Origin of the sequence: Bosea beijingensis (genome assembly GCF_030758975.1) — a bacterium.
Lineage (GTDB): Bacteria > Pseudomonadota > Alphaproteobacteria > Rhizobiales > Beijerinckiaceae > Allobosea > Allobosea beijingensis.
The window spans coordinates 2,131,556-2,149,474 of record NZ_CP132359.1 but is presented as its reverse complement, the minus strand read 5'-3'; the positions used below and the strand labels follow the sequence as shown (position 1 = coordinate 2,149,474).

Annotated in this window: 20 protein-coding genes; 5 read left to right on the top strand and 15 right to left on the bottom strand. The window is 66.8% G+C overall.

Translation table 11 applies throughout. The features are described 5' to 3' along the window. Positions 1-5: 5 nt before the first annotated feature. The 4 genes from Q9235_RS10365 to Q9235_RS10350 form a co-directional block, all read right to left on the bottom strand. Positions 6-941, bottom strand: a complete 936-nt coding sequence (locus tag Q9235_RS10365; protein ID WP_306226929.1) for an ABC transporter permease — start codon at positions 939-941, stop codon at positions 6-8. Positions 942-1,077: 136 nt separating this feature from the next. Continuing rightward, on the bottom strand, positions 1,078-2,667 hold the full coding sequence (locus tag Q9235_RS10360) for an ABC transporter substrate-binding protein (protein WP_306228197.1): 1,590 nt from the start codon (positions 2,665-2,667) through the stop codon (positions 1,078-1,080). Between the two features lie 215 nt (positions 2,668-2,882). Beyond that, positions 2,883-4,505, bottom strand: a complete 1,623-nt coding sequence (locus Q9235_RS10355; RefSeq protein ID WP_306226927.1) for an amidohydrolase — start codon at positions 4,503-4,505, stop codon at positions 2,883-2,885. 45 nt (positions 4,506-4,550) lie between these two features. After that, positions 4,551-6,032, bottom strand: coding sequence for a M81 family metallopeptidase (locus Q9235_RS10350; RefSeq protein WP_306226926.1), 1,482 nt, complete (start codon positions 6,030-6,032; stop codon positions 4,551-4,553). A 191-nt stretch (positions 6,033-6,223) separates the two neighbouring features. Between Q9235_RS10350 and Q9235_RS10345 the strand changes: the two genes are divergently transcribed. The 3 genes from Q9235_RS10345 (at position 6,224) to Q9235_RS10335 (ending at position 7,778) form a co-directional block, all read left to right on the top strand. Next, positions 6,224-7,246, top strand: a complete 1,023-nt coding sequence (locus Q9235_RS10345; protein ID WP_306226923.1) for a DNA topoisomerase IB — start codon at positions 6,224-6,226, stop codon at positions 7,244-7,246. 66 nt (positions 7,247-7,312) lie between these two features. Beyond that, complete coding sequence (locus Q9235_RS10340) at positions 7,313-7,606, top strand: hypothetical protein (protein WP_306226921.1); 294 nt, start codon at positions 7,313-7,315, stop codon at positions 7,604-7,606. 22 nt (positions 7,607-7,628) lie between these two features. Then, positions 7,629-7,778, top strand: a complete 150-nt coding sequence (locus tag Q9235_RS10335; RefSeq protein WP_306226919.1) for a hypothetical protein — start codon at positions 7,629-7,631, stop codon at positions 7,776-7,778. A 27-nt stretch (positions 7,779-7,805) separates the two neighbouring features. Here the strand turns inward: Q9235_RS10335 and hemC are convergent, their stop codons facing one another. Both hemC and Q9235_RS10325 read right to left on the bottom strand, forming a co-directional pair. Next, positions 7,806-8,744: a hydroxymethylbilane synthase gene (hemC, locus tag Q9235_RS10330; RefSeq protein ID WP_306226918.1), complete on the bottom strand. Its 939-nt coding sequence runs from the start codon at positions 8,742-8,744 to the stop codon at positions 7,806-7,808. Between the two features lie 106 nt (positions 8,745-8,850). Beyond that, positions 8,851-10,239, bottom strand: a complete 1,389-nt coding sequence (locus Q9235_RS10325; RefSeq protein ID WP_306226917.1) for an aminotransferase-like domain-containing protein — start codon at positions 10,237-10,239, stop codon at positions 8,851-8,853. A 155-nt stretch (positions 10,240-10,394) separates the two neighbouring features. Between Q9235_RS10325 and Q9235_RS10320 the strand changes: the two genes are divergently transcribed. Next, positions 10,395-11,261 (top strand): DMT family transporter, encoded by an 867-nt coding sequence (locus Q9235_RS10320; RefSeq protein ID WP_306226914.1) that lies wholly within the window; start codon positions 10,395-10,397, stop codon positions 11,259-11,261. Positions 11,262-11,321: 60 nt separating this feature from the next. Then, on the top strand, positions 11,322-11,585 hold the full coding sequence (locus Q9235_RS10315; protein WP_306226913.1) for a DksA/TraR family C4-type zinc finger protein: 264 nt from the start codon (positions 11,322-11,324) through the stop codon (positions 11,583-11,585). A gap of 12 nt (positions 11,586-11,597) precedes the next feature. Here Q9235_RS10315 and ureG read toward each other — a convergent pair whose 3' ends face one another. The 9 genes from ureG to urtE are packed head-to-tail and all read right to left on the bottom strand — an operon-like array spanning position 11,598 to position 17,888. Next, the gene (ureG, locus tag Q9235_RS10310; protein ID WP_306226911.1) at positions 11,598-12,218 is read right to left on the bottom strand and encodes an urease accessory protein UreG; all 621 of its coding nucleotides are present in this window, start codon (positions 12,216-12,218) and stop codon (positions 11,598-11,600) included. Then, a complete protein-coding gene (locus tag Q9235_RS10305; protein WP_422678363.1) occupies positions 12,215-12,934 on the bottom strand; it encodes an urease accessory protein UreF in 720 nt (239 codons plus the stop codon). The genes ureG and Q9235_RS10305 overlap by 4 nt, the downstream gene beginning before the upstream one ends. Continuing rightward, complete coding sequence (locus Q9235_RS10300; protein WP_306226910.1) at positions 12,870-13,358, bottom strand: urease accessory protein UreE; 489 nt, start codon at positions 13,356-13,358, stop codon at positions 12,870-12,872. Before Q9235_RS10300 ends, Q9235_RS10305 begins: the two co-directional genes overlap by 65 nt. A 14-nt stretch (positions 13,359-13,372) precedes the next feature. Next, positions 13,373-15,085 carry an urease subunit alpha gene (ureC, locus tag Q9235_RS10295; protein ID WP_306226909.1) on the bottom strand — a complete coding sequence of 571 codons (1,713 nt, stop codon included), beginning with the start codon at positions 15,083-15,085 and terminating at the stop codon, positions 13,373-13,375. Next, positions 15,085-15,390 carry an urease subunit beta gene (locus Q9235_RS10290; protein WP_306226908.1) on the bottom strand — a complete coding sequence of 102 codons (306 nt, stop codon included), beginning with the start codon at positions 15,388-15,390 and terminating at the stop codon, positions 15,085-15,087. The genes ureC and Q9235_RS10290 overlap by 1 nt, the downstream gene beginning before the upstream one ends. A 4-nt stretch (positions 15,391-15,394) precedes the next feature. Then, the gene (locus Q9235_RS10285) at positions 15,395-15,976 is read right to left on the bottom strand and encodes a HupE/UreJ family protein (RefSeq protein WP_306226906.1); all 582 of its coding nucleotides are present in this window, start codon (positions 15,974-15,976) and stop codon (positions 15,395-15,397) included. Between the two features lie 21 nt (positions 15,977-15,997). Beyond that, complete coding sequence (locus tag Q9235_RS10280; RefSeq protein WP_306226904.1) at positions 15,998-16,300, bottom strand: urease subunit gamma; 303 nt, start codon at positions 16,298-16,300, stop codon at positions 15,998-16,000. Between the two features lie 8 nt (positions 16,301-16,308). Then, positions 16,309-17,145, bottom strand: a complete 837-nt coding sequence (locus Q9235_RS10275) for an urease accessory protein UreD (protein WP_306226902.1) — start codon at positions 17,143-17,145, stop codon at positions 16,309-16,311. A 47-nt stretch (positions 17,146-17,192) separates the two neighbouring features. After that, positions 17,193-17,888, bottom strand: coding sequence for an urea ABC transporter ATP-binding subunit UrtE (gene urtE, locus Q9235_RS10270; protein WP_306226900.1), 696 nt, complete (start codon positions 17,886-17,888; stop codon positions 17,193-17,195). Positions 17,889-17,919: the final 31 nt, after the last annotated feature.

The following is a 17,919-nucleotide window of genomic DNA, read 5'->3' as shown; positions in this document are numbered from 1 at the left end:
CGCCCCTAGGTGTATTTGATGCGCGGATCGATCAGAGCGCAGAGCACGTCCACGATGATGTTCACGACGAGGAAAAAAAGCACGAGCAGCAGGATGCAGGCCTGGACGACGGGGATGTCGCGCAGCGACACGCTGTCGACCAGGAGCGAGCCGATGCCCGGCCAGGCGAAAAGCTTCTCGATGACGACAGCGCCGCCCATGATCGAGCCGAATTGCAGGCCAAGCGTCGTCAGCACGATGACCATGGCGTTGCGCGCCACATGCCAGCGCATCACCCGGACCTCGCTGTTGCCCTTGGCGCGGGCAGTGCGGACGAAGTCGGCGTTCATCACCTCGAGCACGGCGGCGCGCGTGGTGCGTGCGAGCAGCGCGAGCGGCGCCACGCCGAGCGCAACGGCCGGCAGCACGATGTAACGCGGATTGCCGTCGCCATAGCCGAAGCTCGGGAACCAGCCGAGAACCAGCGCGAAGGCATACATCAGCATCAGTCCGAGCCAGAACTGCGGCAGGGACAGGCCGGACACGGCGACGAACATCGACTGCATGTCGAGCCAGCCGCCCGGTTTCAGCGCCGCCAGGAAGCCGAGCGGAATCCCCAAGGCGATGGCGAAGGCCATGGCGGCGATGGCCAGTTGAAGACTGGGCCAGATCCGCTCAAGCAGCGAATTGATCACCGGCTGGCGGGTGCGGAAGGAGGTGCCGAGATCGAGCGTCGCGAGCTTCATCGCGTAATTGGCGAAGCGCACATGGACGGGATCGTCGAGGCCGAATTGCTTGTTCATGCGCGCGACCTGCTCGGCATCGACGACCGAACGGCCATCGGCCATCTGTGTCGAGGCGAAATCGCCGGGAATGACGCTGAACATCACAAAGATGAGCCCGGCGACCGCAAGCAGGATCGGAACGGCCTGCAGCAGGCGGCGGATGACATAGGGTAGCATGGTCAACTCCTGATCGCCGCCGCAGGGCGGACTCAGGTCAAGGCCCGAAAATCGCCGTCACCCCGGACGGGCAGCATGGCTGCCGGCCCGGGGTACGGGTGCCATCGAGCTGGCGGAAACCTCCGCGGAGGCGCGCTTACTTCGCCGCGGGCGAAGTGGCGTCGACCCAAAGGTCCTCGTAGCGCTGGAGCGCGAGCTCCGTCGCATTCGCCTGCAAGCCGTGCAGCCAGGGCTGATAGGCCAGCACCGCCTTGTTGTAGTTGAAGAACCAGACCGGCGCCTCTTCCTGCAGCAGCGCATTGGCCTTCTTCATGATCTCGACCTTCTTGCCGGCATCCCTCTCGGCCGCGGCCTCTTCGAACAACTTGTCAAAAGCGGCGCTCTTGAAGGTGGTGTAGTTGCAGGAGGAGCGCGGTGTCGACGAGTGGAAGCACTTCAGCGCGGTCAACGGATCGGGCCCCGAGGTGTTCGACCAGATGTAAGCCTGGAAGTCACCCTTCGCGACGACACCACCGAGCGCCGAGGTCTCGACCGGCTTGACCTTCACCTTGATGCCGACCTTGGCGAGCATCGGAATCGTCGCCTCGACGATCGGGATGCCCCAGCTCTCGTTCGGCGTCGCCGTCCATTCGAACTCGAAGCCATCGGGATAGCCGGCTTCCGTCAGGAGCTTCTTGGCCTTCTCCGGATCGAAGGCGTAGGGCTTGGCGTCCTTGTCGAAGGCCGGGACCGAGCTCGGCAGCCAGCTCACCGCGCGATAGGCCTTGTCGCGGACGAGGCGCTTGATGATCAGGTCGCTGTCGATGGCGTAGTTGATCGCCTGGCGCACCCGCTTGTCGGAGAATGGCTTGAACTCGGGGTTCATGCCCATGTTGCGGGTGAAGACCTCCGCGACCTCCAGGATGCCCTTGGAGAGGTTCGGGTCGGCCTTGTAGGCGACATACTGGGTCGAGCCGAGGATCGAGACGTCGATCTCCTTGTTGCGGAAGGCGACGTCGCGCGCGGCAGCCTCGCCCATCGGCGAGATCACCAGCTTGTCGGCGTAGGGCTTGCCGGGCTTGTAGTATTTCTCCCAACGCTCGAAGACCATGCGCGAGCCGGGGACGTGCTCGACGAACTTGAACGGGCCGAGGCCGATCGGCTTGTTGAAGAAGTCCGGCGCCTGCGCTTCCTTGGCCGGCATGATCGCCGTGGTGGCGGCGTAGAACAGGAAGCTGGGATCGGCCGGATCGGTCAGCGTCATCTCGATGGTGAAGTCATCGATCTTCTTGAGGCCCGAAATCTCCTTGGCCTCGCCCTTGCGAACGGCCTCGGCGCCCTTGATGCGCACGACGCGGCTCGCACCCGGATAGTTCTTGGAACCGTCGACCAGACGCGTGAACGACCAGATCACATCGTCGGCCGTCATCTTGCGGCCATTGTGGAAGAAGGCGTCATCGCGCAGCTTCAGCGTGTGCGTCAGCCCGTCCGCGGCGGTGGTGAAGCTCTTGACCAGCTCGGGCTCCGGCTTGCCGGCCTTCGAATCCCAGCGGAACAGCATGCCGTGCAGCGCATAGCCGTAGATCTCGTCCTGGATCTGGTTCGAGACATGGCTGTCATTGCTGACGAAGGAGGCGCCATAGGGCGCCGTGAAGCGGATCGTCCCACCGCGGCGCGGTTCCTGGGCCTGTGCAGATACGGTGAAGGCTACCAGCGTCAGCGCGGTAGCGAAGGCAAGTTTCTTCAACAACACGATCAATCCTCCCGTTTCCCATCTGCTCCGGCTGATCCGGAGTTGTTTGCTTTGAAGTGGAACCATAACGGCTTTGCCGCGCTTGTCTTCCCCCCGCGCGGTCAAATTCCCAAAACAGCTCCGCGATTCAGGGCGTTGCGAAGCTGCCGGGATTCCTTTTCGCATTTTCTTCACGAGAACCGATCTTCCTCGCTCGAAAATGCTCCGGCTCAAACGCCGTGTTCGTAGACGACCTCCCCGCCGAGAATCGTGAGATCGCAACGGGTATCCTTGAGGATGTCGGCGGGGTCGGCAGTCAGCAGGTCGCGAGAGAACACTGCGATATCGGCCAGGAAGCCCGGTGCAAGCTTGCCCTTCACAGTCTCCTGCTTCTGCGAGAAGGCGCCGAACTCGGTATAGGCCTGCAGCGCTTCCTCGATCGAGACGCGCTGGGCGGCGTCCATCACGGTGCCCTTCCAGGTCTCGCGCGTCAGCATGGTGTGGAAATTCGGGAAGGGGTTGGGGTCGCAGACCGGCGCATCGCTGCCCGTCGCCGGCTTCAGGCCGAGATCGAACCATGTGCGGAAGGGATAGCTCGACAGCGCGCGTTCCGGGCCGATCACCTTCACATAGGCATCGCCGAAATCATGGATGAAGACCTGCTGCGGGCAGGGATAGATGCCGGCCTTGACCATGCGTTCATGCTGGGCCGGGGTCGAGAAGCCGCAATGCTCGATACGGTGGCGCCGGTCCGGATCGGGATAAGCGGCGAGCGCCTTCTCATAGGCGGTGATCAGCTGCTCGATAGCGGCGTCGCCGATGGCGTGACAGACGAGCTGATAGCCCTTCTTGTGGGCGTCGAGCACCATGCGTTCGAGCTCGGCATCCTCCCACATCCAGACGCCGGTGGTCTTGTCCTCGCCGAGATAGGGCTCGGTCATCCAGGCGGTGCGGCCGCCGGCCGAGCCGTCGAGGAAGAGCTTGACGCCGCCGATCATCAGCATCTCGTCGCCGGTGCCGGAGATCAGGCCCGCATCGTAGCATTGCGGCACGATCGAGCGGCCATCGTCGCCGAGCAGGGTCAGCCAGGTGCGGACCGGCAGGCGGCCGTCGCGCTTGGCGCGGTGATAGGCCGCGATCTCGCGGAAGCCGCCCTTCTGGCCGACGGCAGCATCCATGCAACTGGTGATGCCGAGCGAGAGCAGATACTGCCCGCCGCGCTCGATGCCGGCGATGATGTCTTCTTCCGTCGCCGCCGGGATCGCGGCCTGGACCGGGGCGCGGGCGTTCTCGGCGAGCAGGCCGGTCAAGCGGCCGTTCTGCTGCTCGATCAGGCCGCCCTGTGGCGTCGGCGACTTTTCGTCGATGCCACCGAGGCGCAGCGCTTCGGAATTGCAGATCGCGATATGGCCGCAGGCGCGCACCAGCATCACCGGGTTGTTCGGCGCTGCGCGGTCTAGCTCCTCGCGATAGGGATGGCGGCCGGTATCGAGCTTGGTCTGGTCATAGCCGCGCGAGAGAATCCATTCACCGGGCTTGGAGGTCGCGGCGCGGGCCGAGATCGCGCCGAGCAGGGCTTCCAGAGTCGGCGCACTCTCGGGCTTGGAATCGACCCAACCCATGGTCATGCCGAGCGAGACCAGATGCAGGTGGGAATCGTTCAGGCCCGGCGTCGCCAGCCGGCCCTTCAGGTCGATGACGCGGGTCTTCGGGCCGATCAGCGGCTTGATCTCGGCATCGCTGCCGGCGGCCAGCACCTTGTCGCGGAAGATCGCCAGCGCCTCGACGACGCCCTCCTCGCGCCCGCACCAGATCGGCCCGTTGCGCAATACGATATCGGCCTGAAACGCCATGGTGTTCTCCTCAAATCCAGTCGTCGCGGCTCTTGGAAGCGGCGGTCAGATATCGTCGAGCGGGAAGATCGGGCGGCGCACCTTCTTGTAGGGCCGCTCCTTGAAATTGCGGGTCGAGAGCGCGCCTGTATCGACCTCCAGGACCTCGCGTGCGATCGGCTGGAAGGCGGCGCGGAAATGCTGCATCGACTTGACGATCACCGTCGACTTGCGGGTCGGGTCGACGCCGAGCGAGGTGAACTGTGCGAGATCGGTCGCCTGGCCGTTATGGGTGATGACGATGATCTCGACATCATCGACGCGCAGCAGGGCCGAGAGCCCGTAATTGCGCCAGACGCCGCCGGCCATCGGGCCATGGCAGAGGAAATAGCCGTCGGTGATGGCGACGACATGGGCGTCGAGATCGAGCGGTCCGCCGCCCATAGTCGGATCGACCTTGCCGCCGAGCTTGATCCGGCCGCGCTTGCCGACGCCGATCGCCTGAGCGGCGATCACGGCCTCAGGATCGTTGATCGCGTGGAAGCCGACATTCTTCAGACCGGCATCGAGCACGGCGCGCAGCAGGTTGGTGGCATCGCCATAGGCGCCGGAGCCGGGGTTGTCGGAATAATCCGAGATCACCACCGGCTTGTACCCGGGCTTGCCCGTATCGGCCTCGCCGGCCTTGGCGCGGGCCATCGCTTCGGCCAGCGGCGTGAAATGGATCGAGGAGAAGCGGCGCTGCTCCCAGGCATAGTCCATCAGCTCCTCGGCGATGGCCTGAGCCTTGCCGCGATCATCGGCCGTGACCGCGATCGAGGGGCCGATATCGTGAACGTCGGCGGAGGAGAAGCCGGCCTGGACGCTGACGACGAGGGCATCGCCGGAGGCCTCCAGCGCATCGCCCCGCCGCAGCAATTCGAGGAAAGGCGGCGAGGTCGTGCGCCCGCCATCGAGCGCGTAGAGGATCGGCCGGCGGGCTAGCGCGACCTTCGGCTTGATCTCGCCCTTGATCGCGCGCTGGAGCAATTCGGCCGCCTGCCAGGTCCGCTCGTACTGGTCGATATGCGGATAGGTGCGGTAGGAGATCAGCGCATTGGCGTTGTCGGCCATGAGCTGTGTGACCGTGGCGTGCAGGTCGAGCACCGCGACGACGGGCACGTCCGGACCGATGCGCTTGCGCAGCCGGGCGAGCAGTTCGCCCTCGCCGTCATCCGAGCTTTCGGTCGACATCGCGCCATGGAGATGCAGCAGCACGCCGTCGACGCCCGGAGCGGCATCGACGATCTGGCCGGCGAAGAGATCGAAGGCGGCATCGGTGACGCGGCCGGAGGGGTTGGCGCCGGTCACCAGCGGATGAACGAGGCTCCAGCCGAACTTGTCGGCGGCCTCGAAGGCCGCACCCATCGAGGTGCGCGTGCCGCGGAAGGCACCGGGGATCTCGTTGTCGCGAAAGGCCCCATGCGCCCGAAAGGTGGCCTCGTCCGTGAGCTGAACACTGAAGGTGTTCGTCTCATGCATGAACTCGGCGATCAAAACGCGCGGCACCGGCATCTCCCCAAAGCAGTCGTTCAATTTTTTTGACAGTTTGGGCGATGCGCCCGCTTTCTGGCCACTGGTTTTCGCGCATACATCCCTAGAAACCTGCGCGCTTGTCGAAATGTGGTGAATATGCTCGACTGAGCGGAACCAACTGGATGATGGCGTCGTTTCCGCAGCGTAGCTCTGCGAGCCCGCCAATGCCGGTTTCCCCGCACGCCAAACAGCCTTCCGCCGCGACGCGACTGCGGCGCGTTTCGTCTGACGAGCTCACGATCCGCCGCATCCGCCACGGCCGTTCCTTCGGCTATCGCGATGCGGAGGGCGGCAAGATCACCGACGAGGACACGCTCGCGCGCATCCGCTCGCTGGCCATACCGCCTGCCTATGCGGATGTCCGCATCGCGACCGACCCGCGCGCGCATCTCCAGGCCGTCGGCCATGACGAGGCCGGCCGCATCCAGCACCGTTACCACCCCGATTGGGAGAAGGTGCGAGAGCGGCGCAAGCTGAAGCGGCTCGCCCGCCTGATCGAGGCCCTCCCGAAGCTGCGCGCCCGCATCGCGGCCGACGTCAAGGCGCGGGTGCTGTCGCGCGACAAGGCGCTGGCCTGCGCCGCCGCGATCATCGACCGCTGCCACCTGCGCGTCGGCAACGAGGTCTACGCGAAGGAGAATGGCAGCCACGGCACGTCGACCCTGCTAAAGCGGCACGTCACACTGACGAGCGCACGGGTCGCGCTGCATTTCCGCGGCAAGAGCGGCAAGGAGATTTCCTGCGCGATCGACGATGCGCCGCTCGCGCGCGCGATCGCGCGGATCATCACCCTCCCTGGCCGGCGCCTGCTGCAATATCGCGGCGAGGACGGCGCCGCCGCGCCGATCCATGCGGCCGAGATCAACGCCTATCTCAAGCGCGCCTGCGGCCTGCCCGTCAGCAGCAAGGACCTGCGCATGCTCGCCGCCAATGCGGCCGCGGCCGAATTGCTGCTCGCCGGCGAGGCGGTGGCGAGCGAGGCCGGGCGCAAGCGCCAGCTCGCCGACATCATGCGTTCGATCTCGCAGAAGCTGGTCAACACGCCCGCCGTCGTCCGCAAGAGCTATGTCCACGCGATCGTCATCGACGCCTATGCCAGCGGCCGCCTGCAGAAGAGCTATGCGAAGGCGCGCGCCAAGCCCGGCTGCTCGCGGATCGAGCGGGCTCTGGGGCTCCTGGCGGCCTGACCGATCGCGGAACAATGCGGCGGTTGAGAGCTTGCTCCTGAAAGCCCGATTCAGAGGAGAGCCGCCATGGCCAAGGCCGACAGGAAGCGCGAGAATCCCGCGCTGCTCGAAGACGAACGCAAGCCCGCGAATACCGGCCAGACCGCCATCGAGGCCGATCCCACCGAGAGCCGTCGCGTCAGCGACCGCACCAATGTCCATGACGCCGGAAGCGACGCCAACGACACGCCCGACGGGCTGACGGAATCGGAAGAGGCCGTACGGCAGGCGGCGGAGGACGTGCCGGTCGGCAGGCCGCTGCGCGGGAGAACCGAGTCGATCCCGGTCTTCGATCGCGGCTCGCTTCCACCAAAGACCTGAGCCCTGCAAGGAGGGATATCGCGTGACCGGCGATTGGAACTTCGTTGTCTGGATCGTCGTGATCGGCGTACCTGTGGGGATCGCGCTCACGACCTTGTGGGCACGTTCACGCGGCGCCGGCAGCGCGATGCTCGACAAGCCCAGCGCCGACGATCCGCGCGACCCGATCTAGGCGGGCAGCCAGAACCCGAGCCGCAGCCTAGATCGACTTGAAGCTCGGATAGTGGCCGCGATAGCTCTTCTCGAGGATCGCGACGCCGCCCTTTTCCTTTAGGATCTGCGCGACGGAAAGGCCGAGTTCGCGCGCCTGCTCCGGCGGCGCGCTCTGATCGGCGACGACGCGCTCGGTGCCCTCGATCGAGGTCACCTGCGCATGCAGCGTCAGGCGGCCCTCCTGCCACGTCGCGCAGGCGCCGACCGGCAGGCTGCAACCGGCTCCGAGCGCATGCATCATCTCGCGCTCGGCCTCGGCCTCGGCGCGGGCCTTGGGGCATTCGATCGCCTTGAGCACCTCGATCACCGCCGTATCCTCGGCGCGGGCTTCGAGCCCGAGCGCGCCCTGCCCGACCGCATAGGGGAACAGCGACGGGGCGAGCACCTCCGACGACGCATCGTCCATGCCGAGCCGGCGCAGGCCGGCATGGGCGAGGATCACGGCGTCGAGCGCATCCTCCCCGCCGATCTTGGCGAGGCGCGGGCCGACATTGCCGCGGATCGGAACGACGGTGACGTCCGGGCGCAGGTTCAGGATCTGGGCGCGGCGGCGGAGCGAGCCCGTGCCGACGCGCGCGCCCTGGCGCAGCGAGGCCATGGTCGACCCGCAAAGCGCATCACGCGGGTCCTCGCGCGGCGGCACCGAGGCCAGGACGAGGCCTTCATGCAGGGTGGTCGGCAGGTCTTTGAGCGAATGGACGACGAAATCGACTTCGCGATTGACCAGTTGCTGCTCGTGCTCGACGGCGAAGACGCCGACCATGCCGAACTGGTGGAACTCGGAGACGCGGTCGCGATCGGCGATCGTGGCGATCTGGCAGAGGGTGAATTCCGCCTGCGGGAACTTCTCCCGGATCAGTCCCATGACGTGGTTGGTCTGGGCCATCGCCAGCGGGCTGCGGCGCGTGCCGATCCTCAGATGCATGATCTCAAAACTCTCGGGTCCTGTCCGGCCGGGCCGGTTATTGCGGCGGTCTATAACAGTGGGGCGCAGGGCTGACGAGTGCGGCATAGGCCCATACTGCGCTGGATCAACCGCGGATGGCTGCCCCTTTCTGCGATCGCATGGTCGCCATCGCCTGTCCGAGCACCGTGAACACGCGCGGATCGCGCGACTGGGCGACGTTGAAGCGCATGAAGTTACCGGCCGTCTGGGCGACGCTGAAGACATTGCCCGGCGCCAGCACCACACCCTGCATCACGGCGAGCTGGGCCAATTCGGCGGAATCGATGCCTTCAGGCAAGCGGCACCAGAGATAGAAGCCGCCGCGCGGCATCAGCCAGGGGCGAATCCCGAGCGCCTCAAGCCTAGCGGCGATCTCGCGCCGCGCCTGGGCCAGGCGGCGGTGCAGCTCTTCCATATGCTTGCGATAGCTGCCACCGGCGAGGACGCCCGCCAGCAATTCCGTCGAGACCGGGCTTGGCCCGCCGAAGCTGGTCGCGACCTGCAGATCGACGAGCCCTTCGATCCAATCGGCGCGTGCCGCGATATAGCCGCAGCGGACGGCGGCCGAGAGCGTCTTCGAAAAGCTGCCGATCCGGATGACACGCTCCAGCCCGTCGAGCGCCGCCAATCGCGACGAGGGTTCGGGCTCGAAATCGGCGAAGATGTCGTCCTCGACGATGATCATGTCATGGGCTGCAGCGGCACTCAGCACGCGATAGGCGGCCTGCGGCGACAGGCTGGCGCCGGTCGGATTGTGCAAGCCGGAATTGGTCAGGTAGAGGCGCGGGCGCTCGCTCGCCACGACGGCCTCGAATGCCGCGATGTCGGGGCCAGTAGGCGTATAAGGCACGCTCAGGACCCGCACCTGATGGGCCCGCAGCAGAGCCTGGAAATTGAAATAGCAGGGATCGTCGACGAGGACGGCGTCGCCCGGCCGCAGCAGGAAGCGGCAGATCAGGTCGAGCGCCTGCGTGCCCGAGCCGGTCAGCATGAGTTGCTCCGGCGACACCACGAGCCCGGCCTCGGCGAAGCGCCCGAGCAGGAGCCGGCGCAGCACGGAGGCGCCGCGCGTGCCGCCGTAATCGGTCAGGATCGCGCCATCGGCCCGCGCCAGCGCGCGGAAGCCGCGACGCAAGGCCTCGTCCGGCATCCAGTCGGCAGGGAGCCAGCCGCAACCCGGCTTCAGCGCGCCCGGCTCGGCATCGAGCGACTGGCGCGAGACCCAGAAGGGATCGACCGCGAGCTCCTGTGGCGAAGCGGCTTGCGTCAGCGCCAGTGGCGGCAGGCCGCCGCCGGTCACGTAGAAACCGGAACCCTGCCTCGCGCGGATCAGGCCTTCGGCCGCGAGGCGGTCATAGGCCTCGACGACGGTGGAGGGGGAGACCTTCATCGTCGCAGCGAAGCCGCGGATCGAAGGCAGCCGGTCGCCGGGCGCCAGCGTCCGCGCCGCCAGCCGGCCGCGGATCGCCGCCATCACCGCTTCCGTTCGCGTTGCAGCGGGCTCGATTGCACTGATTGTATGGCGGTCCATAGCCATACAGTTTGCCATGAATGTATCGGTCTGTCGCTGGCTTAGTCGGCTACCCGCGCCTAGAGCACGACTTCCGGTGAAGGCGCAGGATGGATCGCATGTTCGGGAATTGGGGTGGCAAGGGCTGGGGCAGCGGGCTCATCGGCGTGCTGATCTTCAGCGGCTCGCTGCCGGCGACGCGCGTCGCGGTGACCGGCTTCTCGCCCCTGTTCCTGACCGGTGCCCGCGCCGCGATCGCCGCGCTACTCGGCGCCACCTGTCTCATGCTTCTGCGCCAGCAATGGCCGAGCCGCGCGGATATTCGCCCGCTTGCGATCGTCGCACTGGGCGTCGTCCTCGGCTTTCCGCTGCTGACGGCGCTCGCCCTGCAGCATATTCCCTCGGCGCGCTCGATCGTCTTCATCGGCTTGCTGCCGCTCGCGACCGCGCTTTTCGGCGTGCTGCGCGGCGGCGAACGACCGAAGCCGGTGTTCTGGCTGTTCTCGGGAATCGGCAGCGCCACCGTCGCAGGCTTCGCGCTCGCCAACAGCGACAGCGGCTCGCTGACGGGCGACCTGCTGATGGTCGCGGCCGTCCTGCTCTGCGGGCTCGGTTATGCCGAAGGCGCTACGCTTTCGCGCCGGCTCGGCGGATGGCAGGTGATCTCCTGGGCGCTCCTGCTGTCGCTGCCGGCGATGGGCGCGATTGCGCTGCTGTTCTGGCCATCGACATGGCAGGGCATCGGCACGCCGGCCTGGATCAGCCTTGCCTATGTCTCGGTCTTCAGCATGCTGGTCGGCTTCGTGTTCTGGTATCGGGGCCTCGCACTCGGCGGCATCGCCAGCGTCGGCCAGCTCCAGCTCCTGCAACCGTTCTTCGGTCTCATGCTGGCGGGCTGGCTGCTCGGCGAGCCGATTGCCTGGACGATGATCGCCGCGACCGCTGTCGTCGTGCTCTGCGTCGCCGGGGCGAAGCGCTTCGCCTGAGCGGACGCTCTTGGATTTCGCGCGACCCGAGGCCATCTTGTGGCGATCGGAGGTTGCGTGATGGCAAGCGGATGGGCTCCGGACGGAGCGGTTCAGGACCAGATCGACGGCTCGATCACGGACGCGGTTCGCCTCGCGCGCTCGCGCCTGCCGAGTGGCCCCGGCGAGACCTACTGCCAGGATTGCGGGGATGAAATTCCCGAAGCGCGGCGCCTGGCCATGCCCAGCGCCCGGCTCTGCGTCGCCTGCCAGTCCGGCCAGGACCGCTCGGCGGCGCAGTCCGGCTACAACCGGCGCGGCAGCAAGGACAGCCAGCTCAAATAGGCCGCGACTGTCCTACGCGGCGGCAAGGCCGCCGTTCTTCTCGATGAAGGCGACGATGTCTTCCACACCGACGAGCCGGTTCAGGTCGCTGAAGACGAAGGGCCGGCTGCCGCGCTGCTTTTCGGTGTCCGCGCGCATCACGTCGAGATTGGCGCCGACATAAGGCGCGAGATCGATCTTGTTGATGATCAGCAGGTCGGAGCGGGTGATGCCGGGCCCGCCCTTGCGCGGGATCTTCTCGCCGCCGGCGACATCGATGACATAGAGCGTGATGTCGGCGAGATCGGGCGAGAAGGTCGCGGCAAGGTTGTCGCCGCCGGATTCGATGAAGACGATGTCGAGATCCGGAAAGCGGCGGCGCATCTCGGCGATGGCGGCCAGATTGATCGAGGCGTCCTCGCGGATCGCGGTATGCGGGCAGCCGCCGGTCTCGACGCCGATGATGCGCTCCTCCGGCAGAGCCTGCAGCCGGTTGAGGATCAGCTCGTCCTCCTTCGTGAAGATGTCGTTGGTGACGACGGCGACCGAATAGCGCTCGCGCATCGCCTTGCAGAGCTTTTCGGTGAGCGTGGTCTTGCCGACGCCGACCGGGCCGCCGATGCCGACGCGGAGCGGGCCATTGGAGGAGTTCACGAGCGAAAGACCCTCGAATACTGTGTTTCGTGGTTCATCGACAGGATGTCGGCGCGGATGGTGCAGGAGCCGAGATCGTCGAGCGTCGAGGCTGCAGCGCGCCCGGCGGTGCGCAGGATGACCGGCTCCAGCGCCGCGAGCGTCGCCACCCCGTCGCGCTGGCCGAGCGGCACCAGCCGCACGCAGGTCTGGACGAGGTTGGAGGCGAAGGCGTGGAGATAGGCGGTGAGCGTATCCTCCAGCGCGACGCCGTGGCGCGCGGCGGCTGAGCCTACGGCCACGGGATAGGCGATTGGCCTCTCCTCGCCTGCCGGCAGCTCGCCGCTCCAGGCCGCCATCGCATCGACGAAGGCGCTGCCTTGCAGCGTGGTTTCCATGTGGCGTTCGCGCGAGCCGGATATGGCTGCGGCCAGTTCAGCGACTTCCGCAACCTCTTCACCGCTGCTGATCCTGCGCCAGACTTCTGCCAGCAGGACAGCGTCATTCCAGGCCGATCCCTGCTCCAGCAGTGCCTCCAGCCATTCGCGCAGGCTCCGCCGATCCCTGATCAACCCATCATGGATCGCTCGCTCCAGCCCGTGGCTGTAAGCGAAAGACCCGACCGGAAAGGCCGGGGAAAGCCAGGTCATCAGGCGGGCAAGCGCGGCAGTGTCAGTCATGGTGATGATGGCCGTGGCCATGCGCGTGACCATGATGATGGCCATGCCCGTGATCATGCCCATGGGCATGATAGGCGCCATGCACCGGCTGGAAGCGCGCCACCACTTCGCGCACGGAGGCGCCGAGCCCTTCCAGCATCGCCCGGATGACGTGGTCGCGCTGGATCAGGATGCGGCCCTCGTCGATCTGAGCAGGCAAGTGGCGGTTTCCGAGATGCCAGGCGAGATGGCGCAAGGGACATGTGCCCGGCAGCACCTCGTAGAGCTCCTCCTCAGCCGCGACGATCGCGACGGCGCGACCGTCGTCGAGCACGAGCCGGTCACCGTCGGCGAAGAGCACCGGCTCGGGCAGGTCGACCATGATCTCCTCACCCTGATCGGTGGTGACGAGCTTGCGGCGCAGGTGCCGGGCAGCGTGATCGAGCCGGAGCGTGCCGGCGGTCTCGCCGCCGCCGTGGCTATGGGAAATGGCGCGGAGCATCGCTTGGCCTCGGATCAGAACAGGAAATAGCGCTGCGCCATCGGGAGCACGGTCGCGGGTTCGCAGGTCAGGAGCTCGCCATCGGCACGCACCTCGTAGGTCTCGGGATCGACCTCCATATGCGGCGTGGCGTCGTTCAGGACCATCGAGGCCTTGGAGATGCCGCCGCGCGTGTTCTCAACGGCGAGCATGTCCTTGGCCACGCCAAGCCGCTCTTGCAGGCCGTTGGTGATCGCTGCCTGGCTCACGAAGGTGACCGAGGACACGGCCGGAGCGCGGCCCATGGCGCCGAACATCGGCCGGTAGTGCATCGGCTGCGGCGTCGGGATCGAGGCGTTGGGGTCACCCATCGGGGCCGCCGCGATCATGCCGCCGACCAGCACCATCTCCGGCTTCACGCCGAAGAAGGCCGGATTCCAGAGCACGAGATCGGCACGCTTGCCCACCTCGACGGAGCCGACATGCTTCGACAGGCCCTGCGCGATCGCCGGGTTGATCGTGTATTTCGCGATGTAGCGGCGCACCCGCAGATTGTCGTTCTCGCCCGTCTCCCCAGGCAGGCGCCCGCGCTGGACCTTCATCTTGTGCGCGGTCTGCCAGGTCCGGATCGGCACCTCGCCGACGCGGCCCATGGCCTGGCTGTCGGAGGAGATGATCGAGAAGGCGCCGATATCGTGCAGGATGTCCTCGGCCGCGATCGTCTCCTTGCGGATGCGGCTCTCGGCGAAGGCGATATCCTCGGGGATCGAGGGCGACAGGTGATGGCAGACCATCAGCATGTCGAGATGCTCGGCGATGGTGTTCTTCGTATAGGGCCGCGTCGGGTTGGTCGAGGACGGGATGACGTTCGCGAGACCGCAGACCTTGATGATATCGGGCGCATGGCCGCCGCCCGCCCCCTCGGTGTGGAAGGCGTGGATGGTGCGGCCCTTGAAGGCGGCGACCGTGTCCTCGACGAAGCCGCTCTCGTTCAGCGTATCCGTGTGGATCATGACCTGAACGTCGTGGTCGTCGGCTACAGTGAGGCAGTTGTCGATCGCGGCCGGCGTCGTACCCCAATCCTCGTGGAGCTTCAGCGCGCAGGCGCCACCCTCGATCATCTCGACGAGCGCGGCGGGCTTCGAGGCATTGCCCTTGCCGGAGAGGCCGAGATTGATCGGCACCGCGTCGAAGGACTGGATCATCCGGCCGAGATGCCAGGGGCCGGGCGTGCAGGTCGTCGCCAGCGTGCCATGGGCCGGGCCGGTGCCGCCGCCGAGCATGGTGGTGACGCCGGACATCAGCGCCTCGTCGATCTGCTGGGGGCAGATGAAATGGATATGGGCATCGACGCCGCCGGCGGTGAGAATCTTGCCCTCGCCGGCGATCGCCTCGGTTCCGGGGCCGATGACGATGGTGACGCCCGCTTGCGTATCCGGGTTGCCGGCCTTGCCGATGGCGACGATCAGCCCGTCCTTCAGGCCGATATCGGCCTTCACGATGCCCCAGTGGTCGACGATCAGCGCGTTGGTGATGACGGTATCGACCGCGCCTTCGGCGCGGCTCGCCTGGCTCTGGCCCATGCCGTCGCGGATGACCTTGCCGCCGCCGAACTTCACCTCCTCGCCATAGATCGTGAAATCCTTCTCGACCTCGATGATCAGCTCGGTATCGGCGAGGCGGACTCGGTCACCGACTGTGGGTCCGTACATCTGCGCGTAAGCGGCGTGGGAGAGCTTGGCCGGCATCAGAGTTTCCCCATCACCTTCTGCTGGAAGCCGTAGACCTCGCGGCTGCCGTCGAGCGGAACAAGGCGGACCTCGCGCTGCTGGCCGGGCTCGAAGCGCACCGCTGTGCCGGCCGCGATGTCGAGCCGCATACCGCGGGCGAGCGTGCGGTCGAAATCGAGCGCGTCGTTGGTCTCGAAGAAATGGTAGTGCGAGCCGACCTGGATCGGCCGGTCGCCGGTATTGGCGACGAGCAACACGACCTGCTGGGCGCCCGCGTTGAGGACGATGTCACCCGCCGCGGGAAAGACCTCTCCGGGGATCATCGGGTCAGGCTCCCGCGACCAGCCAGAGACCGCCGAGCGCCGTCAACCCACCGGCGATGCGTGCGGCGATCCGGCCGCGATGCGAGAGCGCGTTGCCGGCGAGGCCAATGCCGATGCCGACCGCATGCAGCAGCGCGGTCGCCAGCGCGAAGCCGGTCATGAAGGACAGGCTCGTCGCCTTGCCGAGCTCACTGCCATGGGCATAGCCATGGAACAGCGCGAAGAAGCCGACCACGGCCATGCCGACCGCAACCGGGACCTGCAGAGCGACCAAAGCCAGCAGGCCGAGCACCACGACGGAGGCCGCGATGGTCGGCTCGACGAAAGGCAGGCCGACGCCCGCGAGCGCAGCGGCGAAGCCGAGCATCATCGTGACGACGAAGGCCGTGGGGATCATCCAGACCGCACGCCCGCCGACGAGGAAGGCCCAGAGGCCGACGCCGACCATCGCCAGGATATGGTCCGTGCCGAAAAGCGGGTGTGAGAAGCCGGCGGCGAAGGAGCCGTGCTCGGCCGGGTTGAGATGGGCGAAGGCCGGGCTCGCGGCACCGACGCTCAGGATCAGGGCGATCGACAATCTCTTCATGACAGCCTCCGGCTTGCGCTCTCAACGGATCGGTTCGTGGACGGTGACGAGCTTGGTGCCGTCCGGGAAAGTGGCTTCGACCTGCACGTCGTGGATCATCTCGGCGACGCCCTCCATGACCTGCGCGCGGCTGACGACATGGGCGCCGGCTTCCATCAGCTCGGCAACGCTGCGGCCATCGCGCGCGCCCTCGACGACAAAATCGCTGATCAGGGCAATGGCCTCGGGATGGTTGAGCTTCACGCCGCGCTCGAGCCGGCGCCGGGCGACCATGGCCGCCATGGAGACCAGGAGCTTGTCCTTCTCGCGCGGTGTCAGGTTCATGAGAGCCTCTAGAGTTGCCAGACCTTGGGCAGCGGACGGCCACCCAGGAGAAGGGTGAGCAGCGGCTCCAGCCGCCGCCGGAGCGCAAGCCCGGTCTCCTCGACCAGTCGCGCCAGAAACTTGCCGTTCCAGACGCTGGCACCGCCGCCCGGTCCGATGATCGCGCGGGCTTGATCCAGGAAGCGCTCGGGCGTGGCGCCGACGAAAAGCACCGTCGCCATGGCGCGGCAGCCGGCCATGGCGGGCTGCGGCGCGAGACGAGCGGCGATATCGCCCTCGACGCGCAGATCGTCTGCGAAGATCAGGCGGCCGTCGCGCCGGATGCGCCAGCGGTCGTGCAGGTGGCCGCCCTGCAAGGTCTCGCCCATCGCCTGCCGGCCGAAGAGCACGGCCTCGACCGCGACCAGCTCGGCATCCTCGGCGAGCTCGACGTCGAGCGAACGGGACAGGCGCCCGCCGCCGAACAGGATCGTCTCCTGCGGCAGCCAGGCGAGCCGGGCGCCGGGCGCAAGATGCAGGCGGTTGGTCACTGCGGCATCTGCCCCGGTCGAGCGATAGACGCGCTCGCAGGCCTGGGTGGTGACGCTCGCGGCGGCACCGGCGGCAAGGATCACCTCAGTGCCGAAGCGATCTCCTCCGGTCAGCCCGCCCGCCGTGTTGATGATGATGGCTTGCGGATCGTCGGCTCCCAGCGGGCGCGGGAAACGCAGTTTCGCGCAGCCCTCCTGAAACAGCCGGTCGAGGCAGGTTTGGCCGTCGCGCAAGCGGAAAGAGACGTTGGCCTGCCCCCGCGCGCGCTGCATCCGGGGCGGAACCGCACTCTGGAGATCGCCAATCGCCAGCATCGTCAGGGCCGCTTCGCATGCAGCAGGGCTTGCAGAAGACGCTGCATCTAGATCTGAATCAAGCGCTGGACCTGCGCCCCATCGAGCTCGGCCATCGGGCCGGACAGTACGACCTCGCCGCGATCCATCACGAACATCGTGTCGGCGAGATCGCGGGCGAAATCGAAATACTGCTCGACCAGCACGATCGCCATGCCGCCCTTGCTGCGGAGATAGTCGATGGCACGGCCGATATCCTTGATGATCGAAGGCTGGATGCCCTCGGTCGGCTCGTCCAGCACCAGCAGCCTGGGTCGGGTGACCAGCGCCCGCGCAATCGCGAGTTGCTGCTGCTGGCCACCCGAGAGGTCTCCGCCGCGCCGGCCCAGCATGGTCTTCAGCACGGGGAACAGGTCGAAGAGCTCATCCGGAACGAAGCGCTCGCGGCGCTTCAGCGGCGCGAAGCCGGTCTCCAGATTCTCCTTCACCGTCAGCAGCGGGAAAATCTCCCGCCCCTGTGGCACATAGGCGATGCCGGCCCGTGCGCGATCCTCGCTGCGCAGGGTCGAGATATCGTCTCCGTCGAGGCTGATGTAGCCGCCGGAAATCGGCTGATGGCCGACGATGGCGCGCATCAGCGAAGTCTTGCCGACGCCGTTGCGGCCCATCACGCAAGTGACCTTGCCGGTCTCGGCCGTGACGGAGACACGGCGGAGCGCCTGAGCGGCGCCGTAATGCAGGTTGATGGCGTCGACGGTCAGCATCGTGTCGCCCCCACCATGACCTTGCAGGAAA